Origin of the sequence: Bacillus sp. SRB_331, from assembly GCF_003264175.1 — a bacterium.
Classification (GTDB): domain Bacteria; phylum Bacillota; class Bacilli; order Bacillales; family Bacillaceae_G; genus Bacillus_A; species Bacillus_A mycoides.
In genome coordinates this window covers 266,578-282,797 of the sequence record NZ_NADV01000011.1, presented here as the reverse complement: position 1 = coordinate 282,797, position 16,220 = coordinate 266,578, and the positions used below count along the sequence as shown (strand labels likewise).

General features: G+C 33.5%; 19 protein-coding genes and 2 pseudogenes. 5 read left to right on the top strand and 16 right to left on the bottom strand.

Annotated elements, in window-relative coordinates; all coding sequences use genetic code 11:
* Together B5P42_RS33380 and B5P42_RS10060 are read right to left on the bottom strand one after the other, a co-directional pair.
* Positions 1–143, bottom strand: a pseudogene (locus tag B5P42_RS33380) (BclA C-terminal domain-containing protein); the annotation flags it as partial.
* A 323-nt stretch (positions 144–466) separates the two neighbouring features.
* Positions 467–772, bottom strand: a pseudogene (locus B5P42_RS10060) (sigma factor); the annotation flags it as partial.
* 237 nt (positions 773–1,009) lie between these two features.
* Between B5P42_RS10060 and B5P42_RS10055 the strand changes: the two are divergent.
* Positions 1,010–1,513, top strand: a complete 504-nt coding sequence (locus tag B5P42_RS10055; RefSeq protein ID WP_000284970.1) for a DinB family protein — start codon at positions 1,010–1,012, stop codon at positions 1,511–1,513.
* Positions 1,514–1,647: 134 nt separating this feature from the next.
* Positions 1,648–1,980, top strand: coding sequence for a YfjL-like protein (locus B5P42_RS10050; RefSeq protein WP_113734144.1), 333 nt, complete (start codon positions 1,648–1,650; stop codon positions 1,978–1,980).
* Between the two features lie 62 nt (positions 1,981–2,042).
* Here the strand turns inward: B5P42_RS10050 and B5P42_RS10045 are convergent, their stop codons facing one another.
* The 7 genes from B5P42_RS10045 to B5P42_RS10020 form a co-directional block, all read right to left on the bottom strand.
* Entirely contained in the window at positions 2,043–2,738 is a 696-nt protein-coding gene (locus B5P42_RS10045; RefSeq protein ID WP_113734143.1) for an ABC transporter permease, read from the bottom strand.
* Between the two features lie 24 nt (positions 2,739–2,762).
* Positions 2,763–3,632, bottom strand: a complete 870-nt coding sequence (locus B5P42_RS10040) for a DUF4097 family beta strand repeat-containing protein (RefSeq protein WP_113734142.1) — start codon at positions 3,630–3,632, stop codon at positions 2,763–2,765.
* A gap of 37 nt (positions 3,633–3,669) precedes the next feature.
* Positions 3,670–4,374: an ABC transporter permease gene (locus B5P42_RS10035; protein WP_113734141.1), complete on the bottom strand. Its 705-nt coding sequence runs from the start codon at positions 4,372–4,374 to the stop codon at positions 3,670–3,672.
* 34 nt (positions 4,375–4,408) lie between these two features.
* Positions 4,409–4,570, bottom strand: a complete 162-nt coding sequence (locus tag B5P42_RS31960) for a hypothetical protein (protein WP_002088880.1) — start codon at positions 4,568–4,570, stop codon at positions 4,409–4,411.
* Entirely contained in the window at positions 4,563–5,486 is a 924-nt protein-coding gene (locus B5P42_RS10030) for an ABC transporter ATP-binding protein (RefSeq protein WP_113734140.1), read from the bottom strand. The genes B5P42_RS31960 and B5P42_RS10030 overlap by 8 nt, the downstream gene beginning before the upstream one ends.
* Positions 5,487–5,610: 124 nt before the next feature.
* Complete coding sequence (locus tag B5P42_RS10025; protein WP_113734139.1) at positions 5,611–6,546, bottom strand: HAMP domain-containing histidine kinase; 936 nt, start codon at positions 6,544–6,546, stop codon at positions 5,611–5,613.
* A gap of 1 nt (position 6,547) precedes the next feature.
* Complete coding sequence (locus B5P42_RS10020; protein ID WP_113734138.1) at positions 6,548–7,240, bottom strand: response regulator transcription factor; 693 nt, start codon at positions 7,238–7,240, stop codon at positions 6,548–6,550.
* Between the two features lie 170 nt (positions 7,241–7,410).
* Between B5P42_RS10020 and B5P42_RS31955 the strand changes: the two genes are divergently transcribed.
* A complete protein-coding gene (locus B5P42_RS31955) occupies positions 7,411–7,584 on the top strand; it encodes a hypothetical protein (RefSeq protein ID WP_002015431.1) in 174 nt (57 codons plus the stop codon).
* Positions 7,585–7,779, top strand: a complete 195-nt coding sequence (locus tag B5P42_RS10015) for a YwbE family protein (RefSeq protein ID WP_001014315.1) — start codon at positions 7,585–7,587, stop codon at positions 7,777–7,779.
* A 43-nt stretch (positions 7,780–7,822) separates the two neighbouring features.
* Here B5P42_RS10015 and B5P42_RS10010 read toward each other — a convergent pair whose 3' ends face one another.
* Complete coding sequence (locus B5P42_RS10010; RefSeq protein ID WP_002067464.1) at positions 7,823–9,022, bottom strand: class I SAM-dependent rRNA methyltransferase; 1,200 nt, start codon at positions 9,020–9,022, stop codon at positions 7,823–7,825.
* Between the two features lie 92 nt (positions 9,023–9,114).
* Positions 9,115–10,905 (bottom strand): cation:proton antiporter, encoded by a 1,791-nt coding sequence (locus B5P42_RS10005; RefSeq protein ID WP_002167604.1) that lies wholly within the window; start codon positions 10,903–10,905, stop codon positions 9,115–9,117.
* A gap of 254 nt (positions 10,906–11,159) precedes the next feature.
* Here B5P42_RS10005 and isdG point away from each other — a divergent pair, with 254 nt between their 5' ends.
* Positions 11,160–11,483, top strand: coding sequence for a heme oxygenase (gene isdG / locus B5P42_RS10000; protein ID WP_113734137.1), 324 nt, complete (start codon positions 11,160–11,162; stop codon positions 11,481–11,483).
* Between the two features lie 69 nt (positions 11,484–11,552).
* Here isdG and srtB read toward each other — a convergent pair whose 3' ends face one another.
* The 5 genes from srtB to B5P42_RS32575 form a co-directional block, all read right to left on the bottom strand.
* On the bottom strand, positions 11,553–12,317 hold the full coding sequence (gene srtB / locus B5P42_RS09995) for a class B sortase (protein ID WP_002129321.1): 765 nt from the start codon (positions 12,315–12,317) through the stop codon (positions 11,553–11,555).
* Positions 12,318–12,348: 31 nt separating this feature from the next.
* Complete coding sequence (locus B5P42_RS09990; protein WP_113734136.1) at positions 12,349–13,119, bottom strand: ABC transporter ATP-binding protein; 771 nt, start codon at positions 13,117–13,119, stop codon at positions 12,349–12,351.
* A complete protein-coding gene (locus tag B5P42_RS09985; RefSeq protein WP_002034255.1) occupies positions 13,109–14,092 on the bottom strand; it encodes a FecCD family ABC transporter permease in 984 nt (327 codons plus the stop codon). Before B5P42_RS09985 ends, B5P42_RS09990 begins: the two co-directional genes overlap by 11 nt.
* A gap of 27 nt (positions 14,093–14,119) precedes the next feature.
* On the bottom strand, positions 14,120–14,995 hold the full coding sequence (gene isdE, locus B5P42_RS09980) for a heme ABC transporter substrate-binding protein IsdE (protein ID WP_002143317.1): 876 nt from the start codon (positions 14,993–14,995) through the stop codon (positions 14,120–14,122).
* 75 nt (positions 14,996–15,070) lie between these two features.
* On the bottom strand, positions 15,071–16,220 hold a 1,150-nt coding region (locus B5P42_RS32575), incomplete at its 5' end, for an NEAT domain-containing protein (protein ID WP_258397463.1).

Sequence of the window (16,220 nt, the reverse complement as noted above, 5' to 3'; positions counted from 1 at the left end):
GTTGAACCTGTCGCTCCCGTTGGGCCTGTTGGACCAAGCTTAGGAACTGTCCCATCGCAACTAAAACAGCACGAATCAACATGTAAACCATTTTGATTATTACATCCACAATATCCATTTGCATTATTACTCCATAAAGACATGTTGACCCTCCTTCGTGTTCAATCTTTTAAGTACAGCCAACGAATTAAAAATATCTTTCTAATAAAAAATTAATTTTTATTTTCCTTATCAACTATCCGCTTTGGAAAAAACCTTTTATAAATAAAGGTTTTTTCCCTTACATTCTAATAATTATTACATGCAATACGCTCTCCTTTCGCTTGTACTTTCGCCTTCCTCATTAAACGAATTTCCCCTTCTTCAACCTTGATACACGCATGCATTTCAATACAATATATTAAAATCCGTATAAATCGTTATTATTTCGTCAAAATCCCCAAAAAATATTAACACTTAAAATACCCTCATATTTTGTTAAATTAACATTTTTTCCTTCTACATATATTTTTTGCTGAAACTCTTGTAATTGATAGACCTTATTACTTTTTCGTTTATAATCAATGGCTTTAAATTTCGCAACAGATATAAGCCAATTTCTAAACTTTCCACGATTTTTATCATAACTATTAATGTTGTACCAAACGATTAATAAAATATCGTCAACACATTCATCCACTAGCACCTTACTATGTGCCGTATCTAAAACACTATGAACCACCTTATAAATTAAATCTCCATATTGATCAATGACTGTATGTAACGCTAACATTTCTTGTTTTCGAAGACCTTCTACTATTTCTATATCCTTCACCCTTATCACCACTCTTTACTCTATTCTTTATTCATTACATATACGAATAAAAAGATATATTTTCTGACACTTTTACAAATATTTTCTAATTATTTTTATATCGTATCAATATGTATTGAAATTTTTTCTATAAAAAGGGAATGAATTAAGTATCTCGAATTTAATCTATGAACATAAGTAGGAGGGATAACAATAATGTACCAAACTATTGAAGGTTTTCTACAATCATGGACATACGAAGCTGAGTCTACTCAGAAGATGCTCGATGCATTAACCGATGAATCTTTATCACAAGAAATTGCACCTGGGCACTGGACGTTAGGCAGAGTTGCTTGGCATATCGTGACTGCACTTCCTGTTATGCTATCTGGAACAGGGCTTAAGTTTGAAGGAGAAACGAAAGATTATCCTGTACCAACTTCAGCAAAAACAATTGCAGATGGGTATCGCAAAGTGAATACGGCTTTTATTGAAGCACTTCAAAGTGAGTGGACTGATAAAGACTTAGCTACTATTAATAACTTCTTTGGTCGTCCTATGCCGAATTCTATATTTTTAATGACACTCATCAATCATCAAAATCACCACCGCGGACAGATGACTGTTTTAATGCGTCAAGCTGGCTTAACAGTCCCTGGCGTTTATGGTCCTGCAAAAGAAGAATGGGCTGCTACTGGAATGGAAGCTCCCCAAATGTAACGATAGAAAAAGACAAGGTGTTTATTCACCTTGTCTTTTTCTGTAACTTGTTTCATGTGAAACTATTTTCTACTAAATGGTATTTTATGAGAAAATACGTTAAGATAAATTCATATTAATTGGAGGGAACTACATTGAATACAAAAAACAAAAAAATAACAATAAGAACTCTCTTACTAACTTCTATCATTGGAGTTATCGGTGTATCTCTTTATTTCACAAGTTATGGTACCCCTTGGGGAAAACAAACAGCAGTTACGGAATCAAAAGAATATATTACAAAATACTTTGATCTAGATGCAGAAGTCAAAAATACTTATTACGATGCTAAAATGAATAGCTATGCAATCTCCTTTGAAACAAGTAAAGACGGAGAGTTTACTATCGAATATACAAGTCCTAATAACTTTAACATTTCTCCAGGAGTTCAAGAATATTTAAGCAAACACTCCAAATTTACAGAGTAGTAACGAAGCATACATATACAAAAAAGAGTTGGTGTAACGCCAACTCTTTTTTCTTATTTTTGTCATACTGTTATATCTTCCTTCTCTATATTTTTAATTCCGTAATATGCAATCGCAACTCCAATTGCTGCCAATGCTAGTTGAAGGGGAAGAAAAGTTGCTATAGAAAACATTGGAGTGTTATTAATTGCAATTGATACAACGATAAGAGATGAAACAATTGTAGTCGGCACTGAACGTTTACGCATTCCGAAATATAATGGGATTAAACTCATTCCCGCAGTTGCAATGGCTAAAGGAATAAGATTTATCCCTTCTTGAATCAATTGATCTACTGTGAATGAATTAGGAAGAATTGAAAAATAACTATCTATCCCAAAGAAAATTCCTACTACTAAAATGTTAGATAAAATAACTGTTATAAATGTTACTATCGCTGTAATAGCCAACTTACTAGCCATCATTTTCTTTCGGTTAATTGGATAAGAAAACATGAGTAATATTGTTTTGTTTTTATATTCATCAATTATTATTTTTGCGATTAATACACTACCAAAAATAATAAATGTTGCTCTTACTACTGTACTAGCCATTAACAAAATCATCTGCGGATCTCTTATTTCTGGATCACCTTCTACTTGAGCAACGATACTCGTAGAGATCATTAATGCCAGTATAGCGATATTTGCAATAACTGTGCCCTTCACATACCATCCAAGCTTAAACTTCTTCATTTCTAGCTTCATAAGACGTAGCATAATATTCCTCCTTTCATTTACATTTTAATCGATATAAATTACTCCTGTTTCACTTAAAATCTCCACTTTGTTTTTTGCATCACCAATAGTTCCTTCTTTTATCTTTTCTGTATTTTTATCTTTCTTAAGTCCTTTTAAATCTATCATTATGTCAGTCGAATTACTTTTAGCCGTAAGCTTCAATGAAGCTGGGACATCTTTGTACCTTACGCCAATATCTCCTGATTTTGTTTCTACAAATAATGATTTTCCTTCTTTCATATCTTTCAGTAATACTTCACCGGATGTTGAAGTAATGTTCATACTTGAATTACTTACATTTGTTATATAGTTATCACCAGTCGTAGACTTTATATTTAATTCTTGTACTGAACTATCTTTTACAGCTAACTCTCCACTTTGCGATATGAATTCACCTTTCTCTGCTAATAGTCCTACAACCACTTCATCTCCAGACTCACTTTCTGTCACGATATTTTTCACTTCTATATCGCTTATTTTCACATCACCCGATTTATTATTTAATACAATTTTATCTATTTCTATCTTCGGAACAGCTATAGATATACTATTTTTCTTCCTAAATGTAAAACCATTAAAAAATTTGGTCACCTTTTGTTTTTGCTTAATCACAACTTTATTACCGTCATTTTCTATTTTGACGGGATCTATCTCTTTATCTACTTGTTGACCTTGAGCAGAAATTACTATTTTATTAGAGTCTGTACTTTTAAATTCAATATCCCAGTTTTCATTGTCTACTTCTATTTCTTTTATATTATTTATCTCAAAAGACTTTTCTTTCTTAAAATCTTTCCCCTGAAACACCTTAAAACCAAAAACTACACTAGCAATTGTAATAAGTAAAATTGCAATTACTATTATTTTTTTCACTATTCATACCCCAGTTCGTTGTTGTTTTAAGCTTGCTTCACGCCACATCAATCTTGTCGATTTTACGATATGAAAGATAACTAATAAAAATCCCTAATAAACAGAGCACTATTGGGATAGCGATAAAATTAAACATACTTACTTGACCGTTTCCAGAACCAAAGTTACTACTAATTAGCATCCCAATTATTACTGCAGAAGTAATTGTTGTCGGTGTCGATTTCTTTCTCATCCCAAAAAATAAAGGAATTAAACTTATACCAGATATCATAAATGCATTTATAAAAGTAGCTGGAACGATAGCTATTATTTCACCTATCGTAGCTGGCGTTTCAATCAGTCCCATCATTGGACTCACAAAATATGCGAGTAAACTAATACTGAAAGTAGCGATAATCGTGCTCACAAAACAAAAACAAAAAACAATTGTTAATTTCGCCCTCATTAGCATTTTTCTTTGCAGTGGGTACATAAACGATAGTTGCATTGTTTTGTTCTTATACTCATCAATTATTAAACGTGATAAAATGACCGAACTAAAAGTAATGAATGTTATCCTAATAACAGTGTTTATTAAAACCATTTGTTGTGTGAAGTCAGAGAATAGCCCATCTACCTCGTCTTTCACTCCCAACGCCATGAGGTTTACTACGGCGAAAATTGCTATAATACAAATTGCTACACTTTTAAAATAACTAGATAATTGATGTTTTTTCCACTCTAGCTTCATTAATCTAAGCATACAAACCACGCCTCCATTCTTTATATAACTCTCTCTACGCTGCTAACATTCTAATTCCAGCAGTAACTACGCTTAACATTCCTATCACTAGTAGAATTAACAACCATTTCCGCTCTGGTTTCCTATAATAGAGAATTCCACTTATAAACATTACGATTAATCCACTTACCAGGTTCAGCCACAGTCCATTAAGCATGAATACCTTCTCCATCCATTACATTTAAGAAATACTCTTCTAAAGAACTATGTTTCTTATTAATACTTTCAATTTCTACATCGTTCATAATAAGTGCTTTTGAAATTGCCTGCTGCGTCACCGCCACTTCATAAACACGAATCATGTTTCCACTCATTATTTTGTAGTTTTTTATACCAAGTTTATCTTCTAAAATATAAGCTGCACGCTTCACATCTGGAACAGTGATTTCAATGTACTCTGTTTGTTTTCCGTTAATACTCTTCATCGAAACTTCTTTTATTAGTTTTCCATTTTGAATTACACCAATTGTATCTGCCATTTGTTCCATCTCACCTAAAATATGACTAGAGACTAATAACGTAATACCATATTCTTTGCAGAGCATTTTAAATAAGTCTCGTAACTCTTTAATACCAATTGGATCTAAACCATTAATCGGTTCATCTAAAATGAGTAATTCTGGCTTTGTCATGATCGCCCTTGCAATACCAAGTCGTTGTTTCATTCCTAATGAAAAATCTTTTACTTTTTTATTATCTATACCGTGCAGTTTCACTAAATTTAAAGCATGATCAATTGCGTTTTTATTGTAATACCCCATATATTCACAATGTAATTCTAAGTTTTCCTTCGCCGTTAATTTATCATAAAAGATTGGATATTCAATAATTGTCCCCATTCTTTTTAATACTTCATAAGATGTGTCTGTTAACTTCTCACCGAAAATTTCAATATCACCGCTCGTCGGTTTTATTAAATTTGTAATCATTTTCATAATCGTTGTTTTACCCGCGCCGTTCGGTCCTAAAAAGCCGTAAATCTCTCCTTTTTTCACATGCATATTAACACTAGAAATAACTTCTTTCCCTTTAAACACTTTCGTTAACTGGTTCGTTTTTAATATATATGTCATGTCACTTTCCCCTTTCGCACTGCTCTATATTTCTATAATAGACAACGGAAATCTCTTTTTTCTTACCCGTTCCTTACAAATTCCTTACGTTCAAAAAAGCTTGTAGAATCTACTTCTCTACAAGCTAAAACTGCATCTTTGTTAATACAACTGTAAAAACCGTTTTTTCATACGGCTTACTAGAAAGATAAATTTCTCCATCCATCGCTTCCACAAGCCTTTTCGTAATCGTTAACCCTAGACCACTTCCTTGGTACAATCTATTTCTTGAATCTTCAAGTGTGTACATACGCTCAAACACTTTATCAATATGAGATTCATCAATTCCTTTTCCTTTATCCCATACGTCTATATACACACTCGTTTCATCATCTCTTAAAGTCATACCAATTGTCTTTCCATCTTCCCCATATGTAATCGCATTTGATATTAAATTATTCAATACCCTGCCTAATACTTCTACATTTCCAAGTGCATATATATTTCTTTCTGCTATATCAATATGGACATGAAAACCTTTCGTCGTCACTAAATCATAAAAAGATAAAATCTTCTCTCGGCAAACTTCATTCATATTTACTTTTGTCATCTCGATTGCTTTGTCACCGGATTCTAATTTTGCTAAATCAAAAAACTTATGAATAAGTTCCATCACTTCTAGTGTTTTTACATGCACCTTTTCGAGTAATATTTGCTGCTCTTTCTCGTTTATCGTTTTATCCTTATTTAACATTTCGGTATATCCAAGAATAACTGTTAGTGGTGTTTTCAAATCATGTGAAATATTTGAAAGCATTTTTCTCATCGAAATTTCCACTTTCGCATGATCTGCATTCGTTTTCTGTTTTGCATCTAATAAATGATTAATCGCCACTAATAACTTTTGCAATTCTAGATCATCTGTCATAATTAATAGCTTCTCACCAGTTTGTTCTTTTACAATTCGATTTAACTTCTCATACGTGTAGCGTAAATTCCTACTACTATTTTTCCTAATTTTATATTGCACGTAAATAACGATAAGCAATATAATAATCACCACTGTTAAAAATACAACCATACTACATCACTTCCAACTTATAGCCGATGCCCCATAATGTTTTAATATATTCTGGATTAGATGGATCACTTTCAATTTTCTCACGTAATCTTCTCATATGAACATTAATAACATTATCATCACCATAATATTCTTCATTCCAAACAAGCGTATATATTTGTGCTTTCGTAAAAACACGATTTTGATTCTTCACGAATAACTTTAAAATCTCAAATTCTTTTAAAGTAAGTTTAAGCTGTCTTCCCTTTTTCTCCACAGTAAAATTAATTGGGTCAATTATTAAATCACCAATCTGAATGGCCTCATCTTTTGATTCCACAGCTGAATACTTTGTAGACCTCCGAATACCCGCTTTTACACGTGCAGCTAGTTCAATCATAGAAAACGGCTTACAAATGTAATCATCTGCTCCAAGTCCTAATCCAACAGCTTTATCAACATCTGTATCTTTCGCTGACATCATTAAAACCGGAACGGCACTTTTTTCTCGAATGATTCGCACAACCTCTAAGCCATCTAACTTTGGCATCATAATATCGAGGATAATCAAATCAAATGAACCTTTTAAAAATGCGTTAACTCCTTCTTCTCCATCAGATGCGATTGTAACTTGAAAACCTTCTTTTACTAAATATGTTTCAACCATCTCTTGAATTGAGATGTCATCTTCAACTAATAAAATATGATGTGACATATTTCTATCCCCTTTTTTAACAAACATTAACAATTTAATTGTATCGTAACGAATGAATGCTGGAAAGAATTATATGAATTTTCAAACCAACTTCCCTTACTTCCTTAACAATGATATGATGAAATTCACTACGATTGTTCATAATTAACTTTATATAAAGGAGACTTATCATGTCAGAAAACAAAAAAGTAAGCTTAGCTGATTTAATGCGCGAACAACTTGCGAAGAAAAAGCAAGGAAATGGAAACGGCTCAAATAATGGAAGTCAAAGTCAAGAAACGAAAAAATTACAAAACCAACAAACGAAGAAAACAAACAACCAACGTAGACGTACAGGTGTATAAATGAACGGGCAAAAACGATCTAACATTTCATCAGGTCTTGAAGTTGATATTGTATTAAAACAAGATCAACGTACAGGTAAGCTAACAAGAGGAATTGTAAAAGATATTTTAACGAACTCACCTTCACATCCGCACGGCATTAAAGTAAGATTGCAAGACGGACAGGTTGGCAGAGTACAAAATATTATTCAATAAGAAAAGGAGCTCATTTAAACTTGAGCTCCTTTTCTTATTTTCATTAACCTTTAATTTTTTCGATGAAAACTACTTTTAAATAGTCTCCCTCTTTAAATTGATCAATTGTACGGAAATCTTCTGGTAAAGAATGTTCTTCTAATATTTTATATTTACCGTTCATTTCTTTAAATGCTGTATCGATAAAGCCATTAAACTTTTTCATATCGAATGCGCTACAATTTGTAGAAGCAACGATAATACCGTTATTTTCTGTAATGGCAATTGTTTCTTTTAATAAGTTTTTATAATCTTTCGCCGCACTGAACGTATATTTTTTCGAGCGTGCAAAGCTTGGGGGATCAAGTACAACCATATCAAATTTCATCTTTTTCTTAGCTGCATATTTGAAATACAGAAATACATCTTCTACAATAATATCTTGTGCTTCATAATCAATTTCATTTACACTAAACTGCTCAATCGTTTTACTTAAACTACGATTTGCAAGGTCCACACTTGTTGTTTTACTTGCACCGCCAAGCGCTGCAAATACAGAGAAAGCCCCAGTATAAGAGAACATATTTAAAACCGTTCTTCCTTTTGCATATTTATCACGAATTTGTTTTCGAACGTTACGCTGATCTAAAAACACACCAACCATCGCCCCGTCATTTAAATATACAGCAAAGTTTACACCGTTTTCTTTTACGATAAGTGGGAACTCACCGCGCTCTCCTGCGACGAAATCATCACCTTCAATGTATTTCCCTTTCGTATCAAAACGCTTTTTCTCATAAATCCCTTTGAAATTTGCTACTTTTTGAAGTGCTGCTATAATCTCATCGCGGAAAGTATAAACCCCTTCACTATACCAACTTATTACGTAATAGCCGTCATAATAATCGATGATTAAACCACCAAGGCCATCGCCCTCACCATTCAGGGCACGGAATGCTGTTGTATCATTTGATTTATAAAAATCTTTTCGTTTATGTAAAGCAGATTTGATTTTACTTTCAAAGAAAGGTTGATTAATTTGCTCTTTCTCTTTTCTCGTTAAAATCCATCCATATCCTTTATTTTGTTTTCCATAATAGCCTTTTCCGATGAATTGGTTCTTCTCATCTACTACGTTGATGATTGTTCCTTCTTCACGTACATCATTTAAATTTTGAATAGCATCTTTTAAAATAAGTGGATATCCACTTTTAATTTCTTTTATAAACTTCGGTTTTATTTTTATAGTTACTTCAGATCGCATGTAATGTCTTCCTTTCCATTTGAATGCTTTCTAATTAGTAGGAAGCAATGTAAAAAACGAGGCTGAAAAAAGCCTCGTTTCACTATACCATATTATTGCTTTGCTAGTACAACTAGCTCATCTCCTGGTATAACCGCTATATATTTATACAATGTTGAAAAAGTAAGACTACCATCATCGTGACGAATAAATAATATTACATCCTCTGAATCGCTCTCTTCTTTATTAATTTTTTGTTCTTCCTCAACTTGTATCGTTTTAAATGTATAACCCTCTTCAATTTTTCTATCTAACTCTTCATAAATTTCATTTTGACCAAACAGTAAATGAGCTTTTTTCGAAAGAGAGATGCGTTCTTGCTCAATCTTTTCCACATCATGAATCGGAAGTAAAAATGTATTATGATGTCCAAACTGCGGTACATATGTGTTTGCGACTAATACATTGTAAGAATCCGTATCTGTAACTGAAATTAAGTATTCATACTGATTCATATCTACTTCAAATTGCAACTGCTCTGAGAGTACTTGGCCGTTATATGTATTAAGCCCTTTCACCTTTGCGCATTGCAAATGTTCTTCCGATACATCTACGATTAAGCTCGGAATCCCCATCTCTTTACAATGCATAGCGAATGCAGTTGAGAATGTACTAGCTCCTGAAATTAAAATACCTGGTGGCTGTGTATTCGCTAATCCTAATTTTTTTGCTAAAAATCCAATTGAAAATCCATGAGCACAAACGGTCGTAATTACGAGTGCAAATGTAAGTGCTGTTAATATAGAAGCATCTTTATACCCTTCTTGTAATAACTCCGTCGCAAAGTAACTTGAAACCGTTAATGCAACAATACCTCGCGGCGCAATCCAACCAACTAGCGCCCTTTCTGATCTTGTTAACTCTGTTCCGATTGTCGATACCCAAATTGATAAAGGACGAACAACAAATATCATCATAAGTACGAAGCTAATAATAGGCCAGCTAAAAATCTCCATAATCGTCGTTCTTGGAAGTGATGCTGTTAAGATGATGAAAACAGTCGATGTTAATAGTACGGAAATATTTTCGTTAAAATGACGAATATCACCGATAGAAGAAATATATTTCTTCATCCGTGCAAGTGTAATCCCCATTACTGTTACGGCTAGCATACCTGTTTCATGCATGACTTCATCTGCAATGCCGAAGCATAGTAATACCGTAACGAGCAAAATCGGTGCCTTTAAATATTCTGGTACTTTCCCTTTTAAAATCATATAACTCATAAAAATACTAAACGCATACCCAAGTACCATTGCAAATAACGAACCTGCAAAGAAATATAGTAACGTATGTAAGTGTACATTTTCTTTCGTTAAGAAATTTACAATTTGAAAGGCGAATACAGCAAGTAATGCTCCAAACGGATCAACGATAATCCCTTCCCACTTTAAAATTGCAGCTGTCCTTGGCTTTAATCGTGCTTGGCGTAACAACGGAATAATTACAGTTGGACCTGTCACAATAAAAAGTCCTCCAATAATAAATGCAACCGCCCAATCTAATCCAGCGACGTAATGAGCTGCAAGTGAGCCAGCAATCCAAGCAATAAACGCACCAAACGTAACAATACGAAATACTGGTTTTGATAGTCCCCTCAGTTCACGTACATCTAAACTTAAACTACCCTCAAACAATATAATGGCAACAGAAAGTGATACGAGTGGACTAAAAACATCTCCAAGCACCTCTTTTGGATTAATAATACCGAAAACTGGACCAATTAATAATCCGGCAACTGCCATAACAACAATAGCAGGGAGCTGGAAGCGCCATGCAGTCCATTGTGAGGCGATGCCTAGTGTAATAATAATAACGATACTAAGTAACAGTGATTCGACCATAATACCCTCCTTGTTCATAGTATTGCGAAAGCAAGGTATAAGCCATACTTTGCTTATGTATATTTCTTATTTTGTTTTATTTTAATAATATATAACTTCATTAACTATATGGTCAAATTATTTATATAATAGTAAATTCATCCTTAATTCTACATTTATATGAAAATTACTATTGACAATGATAATGATTTTCATTATCATTTAATGTATATGAGTTCTTGAAAATAAAGGCTACATTTATAGGAGGAATAAACATGATTATTGTTACAAATACAACTAAAATTACAAAGGGAAATGGCCATAAATTAATTGAGCGTTTTAATAAAGTAGGTAAAGTCGAAACAATGTCAGGGTTTTTAGGATTAGAAGTTCTTTTAACGCAAAATACAGTTGATTATGATGAAATAACAATTAGCACTCGCTGGAATGCAAAAGAAGATTTCCAAGGTTGGACAAAGAGCTCAGCATTTAAAGATGCTCACTCACATCAAGGCGGGATGCCAGACTATATTCTTGATAATAAAATTGCTTACTATGATGTAAAAGTTGTACGTATGCCAATGGCTGCAGCACAGTAAGCATATTTCTTTTTTAAAGTATAGAATATGAAGAGTGTTACCACTTCTCATATTCTATACTTTTTTTATTTAATGTCTTTTTACTAGTTTCGCATGTACTACTAATCTTCCCGCTTCTGGATCAAGTGCATAGTCACACGTCGAAAGTGTTACGATTTGATCACTTTCTGTCACTTTTGTATCCGTTTTGTACAGCGATTTTTCTTGAATTTTCTCCAAAAATGATGTGTATTCCGTATCACTACTAAAATCCGTTTCAATGTAATAAAAATCAGTTGTTGTTGTATACACCGAAAACACTTCAAGATCATATCCTTCAAATAATGTATCGTAATATAATTTACGATGCGACATGAAGAAATCTTCATCCAACATTTTCTTTAAACTTCCAAACATAGAACCATCTTTCATACGGTGACCATATAAAATAGTATTTCGATTTTGAGATTTCACATCATTACGATAGTCCATAAAAATGCTTCCTGCTCTCATATCTTCACCTTTATAATTTCGAAATAAATAGTAATCATTGTCTTTTGCTTGAACGATTGGATAATTAATTTGTGTATCATCCATCGTAATCCATCCAACTATTTCTTGGTTAATTTGCTGCAGAACTTTGAACTGTTTACGCACTTCCCCGTCTTGTGATTGCTCTTCCATCGGACTTTTTTCATAAATGTTTTGTGCTTCGGCCATTACTTTACGATTTTCATAGTAATCCATGAAAATATCACCTAATTCATATACTGAATAGAAAAAGGTACCTAAAAAAACAACTGTAAGTATTCGTTGAAAAAAAGAATTCTTCTTCCTTTCTTTTTTGCTACTCAAATTATCACCTCAAAACGGATTGTTCGCATGTTTAAATACCCATTGGGACCATATACAATCCTGTATCTTCATCTTGCTTTACAACGACATCTACACCGTATATCGTCTTTATCATACTTTCTGTCACAACATCATTCGGCTTGCCTTTTGTAACAATTTCGCCGTCTTTCATAATAATGATATGATCACTATAGCGAATCGCCTGATTAATATCGTGTAATACCATAACGATTGTCAATCCTTGTGCTTCATTTAATTCTTTTACTAACTCTAATATTTCAAGTTGATAATAAATATCTAAATATGTTGTCGGTTCATCTAAAAAGAGCATTGGCGTCTTCTGAGCTAACGTCATGGCAATCCAAACACGCTGTCTTTCTCCACCAGATAAAGCATGAATTTCCTTATCACGTTTACTTAGCAAATTCGTACATGCTAAAGCCCTTTCTATTGCTTCTCTATCTTCATCAGTTTGCGAAGAAAATATATTTTTATGAGGCATACGGCCAAAGCTTGTTAATTTCTCTACCGTCATATCTGCCGGTGCTTCATTTTGTTGATGGACAACGGCTAACTTTCTAGCAAACTCTTTCGGTTTATATTGGCTAATTGCCTTCCCATCAAGTATTACCTCTCCACTACGAGGATTGTGATTTCTTGACATCACACCAAGTAATGTTGATTTCCCGCAACCGTTTGGTCCAATAATTGTTGTAATTTTACCAATCTCTATTTCACTACTAACCGACTTTAATCGATCCGTTACATTATCGTACGAAAAGGTTACATTTTTAATTTCCATGAACTTTATCACTCTTTCTAAGCAAGAATATTAAGAATGGGCCACCAATAACTGCCATAATCGTCGCTGCTGGAATTTCGTTAGGTGGCACAATTAACCTTCCAATCGTATCCGCCGTCAAAATTAATAACGCCCCTGCAAGAGCAGAAAATGGAATTAATGCTTTATGGTCTGAACCAACTAGTTGTCTTGAAATGTGCGGAACGAGTAATCCTACGAAAGCGATAACACCTGCAATTGCTGTTGATACTGCCGCTAAGAGTACTGCAATGGCAGAAATAATAAGACGAACTCTCGTCACGTGCAAGCCTAAGTTTTTTGCAGTCTTATCTTGTAGAGATAATAAGTTACACCAAGCTCCGACAAACAGTGCAAGAATAAGACCAATTGTTCCATAAGTAACCATTATTTCTACATCGCCCCACGTCTTCATCGTTATATTTGAAGTCGTCGTTTGCTTAATACTCTTAATGAAGTATCCACAAATCGTAATGAACGATTCATTTAATCCAGTGAACATCGCATTAATGGCAATACCAATTAAAATAATGCGAAGCGGACTTAATCCTGATTTCCATGAAAACGAATAAACGAGATAACACGCAAACGCACCACCTAGAAAGGCGAATACCGGCGTCCAGAAAAAGAATTGCGGGAATAGCGTAATAATAACAAGTGTCATAAAACTTGCTCCTGAAGATATCCCGATTACCCCAGCATCAGCAAGTGGATTTTTCATGACAGCTTGGAAGAGCACGCCCGAAACAGCAAGAGCTGCTCCAGTAAATAGTGCAATAATAATACGTGGGAAACGTAAATCTTTAATCACTTCAACATCTTCATTTGCCCCTGTAAATATTCCTTGTACAAGGTCAATAATACCTACTTCTAAACTACCTTTCGTCGCTGACAACAAAGTCATAATGATGAGTAATACAGTAACAATAAAGAAACTCCAAAATTTTTTATTCATGCTAATCTTCCTTTATATTAAAATGCATCACGGATACATCATTTTTTTCAATTCATCTAGCGCTTCAGTCGCTGCTAAATTTCCTGTCGTTCCAAATAAACGCTCTTCTAAATCGTAAACACGATTATTTTTAACTGCAGCGAAGTGTTTCCAAATATCATTTGTTTTAAATTCTTTATCAAACATTTTTACAACTTCATCAGGCATACCATGTGCCGCTCGTAAAATAATGTCTGGATCAGCTTTTTTTAAATACTCTGTATTAGAAGCTAAATACTCTACTTGTTCACCTTGTACAATGTTTTTACCACCTAATTGTTTCACTAAATCTCCAATATAAGAATGCTCTGTTGCTACTAAATAACTCCCCGGTACACCTAATAAAATAAGCACTGTCGGTTCTTTCTTTCCCTTTACTGCTTTTTGAATCTCTGCAACCTTGTTATCTAACTTAGTTACAACTGCTTCAGCCTGCTTTTCACGTCCATATTGCTTACCTAAATTACTAATGGAATTTTGCATATTTTTTAAACTTGTTAGATCTAAAAAGTTTGCTTTCATACCTACACCATCAAAAACTGGCTTTAATTCATATTCAAGTGTTGTCACGGATAATACTTCTGACGGCTTTAATGATTTTACCTTTTCCATATCAGGACTCATCGGATTCCCAACTTCAGGTAAACCTTTATATCTCTTTGGTAAATCTTTAGTACTTGTTGGTACACCAATTAAATCTACTTCTAACGCATCCATAATTTCAGTAACAGCAACTGTCGTTGCGACAATCCTCTCTTTACCCTCACTCTTTACCTGCTTCGCTGTTTCTTTTTTGGGCGCCTGGCATCCAGCTATACTCACTAATAAAATGATAGCCATTAGTACACTTACAATTTTCTTCACTCTTAATCATCACTCCTTTCCAAACAATATGAAACAAGTCTTGATGCATGCAAACATGCATCAAGACTCCAAAAATTACAATCTACCTGCTCTATATTTACGAACTAGTAAAGCAAGTGACCCAAGCAATAGCACCATGTATAAACCTAGTTGTGCTGTATCTGCCGTTTTTGAGTTTTTCTCTTTTTTCGAATCATTTTTTTGATCTTCTTTTTTCTTCTTATCATCTGCATTTCGGTTAAAATCAGGATTATCTACTTTTTTTACATTATCTACTTTCGGTGTAATCACTGGATTGTTCGGATCATTTTTCGGATCTTTTTTTGGATCCTCTTTAATCGTCCCTAACGCACCAATATTATTTGTATCAAATTGAATTTGGACATCGTAGAAGTGGTGGTAGTTCATCTCATCAATGTCTACTTTCACTTTTGCATTTAATTTTTTAAATAAATCTTCTAATTCAAATTGTACTACTCGCGTATTTGCATTTTTATCTTCACTTACTACTTTTGCATCAGCAAAAAGACTATTGTTTTCTGTTTGGAATTTCGTAATCCACGCACTATTTTTCAGCGTCATCTCAATGTACTTTTTACCATCTTTAACGATTAATTTTGCTGGATTTACAGTATAGTCATGCATCTTTGAAAGTTCTTCTGTTTTGTCTTTTAACACTTTAAATGTAATATCATATTGACCATCTACTAAATTTTTCGGATCAACTATTACTTTCGGTGTATTATTTCCACCTTGGTTGTCGTTTCCGCCTTGGTTCCCTAAAGCTTTGATACTATCTTGATCAAATACAAATTGAACATCGTAGAAATGGTGATAATTCATTGAATCAATATCTACTTTTACTTTTGCATTTAATTTTTTAGACAAATCATTTACTTCTACTTCTACTACTCTTGTATTTTGCTCTTTATTTTCACTTAATACTTTTGCATTAACGAACGAGCCATTCTTCTCAAAATCAAACTTTGTAATCCATGTACTATTTGTTAATGTAAACGATACATATTTCTTACCATCTTTTACTTTCAATACACCTGGGCTTTTTGTGTATGTATTCATCATTGATATTTCATCTGTTTGATCTTTTAATACTTTAAAGCCAATGCTGTATTCACCGTCTTTAAGAGCGTTTAGATCAATTGTTGTATTATTGCCTTGGTTGTCGTTTCCACCTTGGTTGTTGTTTCCACCTTGGTTATCATTT

What these genes read in the sequence shown, in the direction of transcription:
- B5P42_RS10035 (WP_113734141.1), bottom strand. Translation starts at nt 4,374, where the DNA reads ATGCTTAGATTAATGAAGCTAGAGTGGAAAAAACATCAATTATCTAGT.
- isdG (WP_113734137.1), top strand. Translation starts at nt 11,160, where the DNA reads ATGATTATTGTTACAAATACAACTAAAATTACAAAGGGAAATGGCCAT.
- B5P42_RS10055 (WP_000284970.1), top strand. Translation starts at nt 1,010, where the DNA reads ATGTACCAAACTATTGAAGGTTTTCTACAATCATGGACATACGAAGCT.
- B5P42_RS10025 (WP_113734139.1), bottom strand. Translation starts at nt 6,546, where the DNA reads ATGGTTGTATTTTTAACAGTGGTGATTATTATATTGCTTATCGTTATT.
- B5P42_RS31955 (WP_002015431.1), top strand. Translation starts at nt 7,411, where the DNA reads ATGTCAGAAAACAAAAAAGTAAGCTTAGCTGATTTAATGCGCGAACAA.
- B5P42_RS09990 (WP_113734136.1), bottom strand. Translation starts at nt 13,119, where the DNA reads ATGGAAATTAAAAATGTAACCTTTTCGTACGATAATGTAACGGATCGA.
- B5P42_RS10015 (WP_001014315.1), top strand. Translation starts at nt 7,585, where the DNA reads ATGAACGGGCAAAAACGATCTAACATTTCATCAGGTCTTGAAGTTGAT.
- B5P42_RS10005 (WP_002167604.1), bottom strand. Translation starts at nt 10,905, where the DNA reads ATGGTCGAATCACTGTTACTTAGTATCGTTATTATTATTACACTAGGC.
- B5P42_RS09985 (WP_002034255.1), bottom strand. Translation starts at nt 14,092, where the DNA reads ATGAATAAAAAATTTTGGAGTTTCTTTATTGTTACTGTATTACTCATC.
- B5P42_RS10045 (WP_113734143.1), bottom strand. Translation starts at nt 2,738, where the DNA reads ATGCTACGTCTTATGAAGCTAGAAATGAAGAAGTTTAAGCTTGGATGG.
- B5P42_RS10020 (WP_113734138.1), bottom strand. Translation starts at nt 7,240, where the DNA reads ATGTCACATCATATTTTATTAGTTGAAGATGACATCTCAATTCAAGAG.
- B5P42_RS10030 (WP_113734140.1), bottom strand. Translation starts at nt 5,486, where the DNA reads ATGACATATATATTAAAAACGAACCAGTTAACGAAAGTGTTTAAAGGG.
- B5P42_RS31960 (WP_002088880.1), bottom strand. Translation starts at nt 4,570, where the DNA reads ATGCTTAATGGACTGTGGCTGAACCTGGTAAGTGGATTAATCGTAATG.
- B5P42_RS10010 (WP_002067464.1), bottom strand. Translation starts at nt 9,022, where the DNA reads ATGCGATCTGAAGTAACTATAAAAATAAAACCGAAGTTTATAAAAGAA.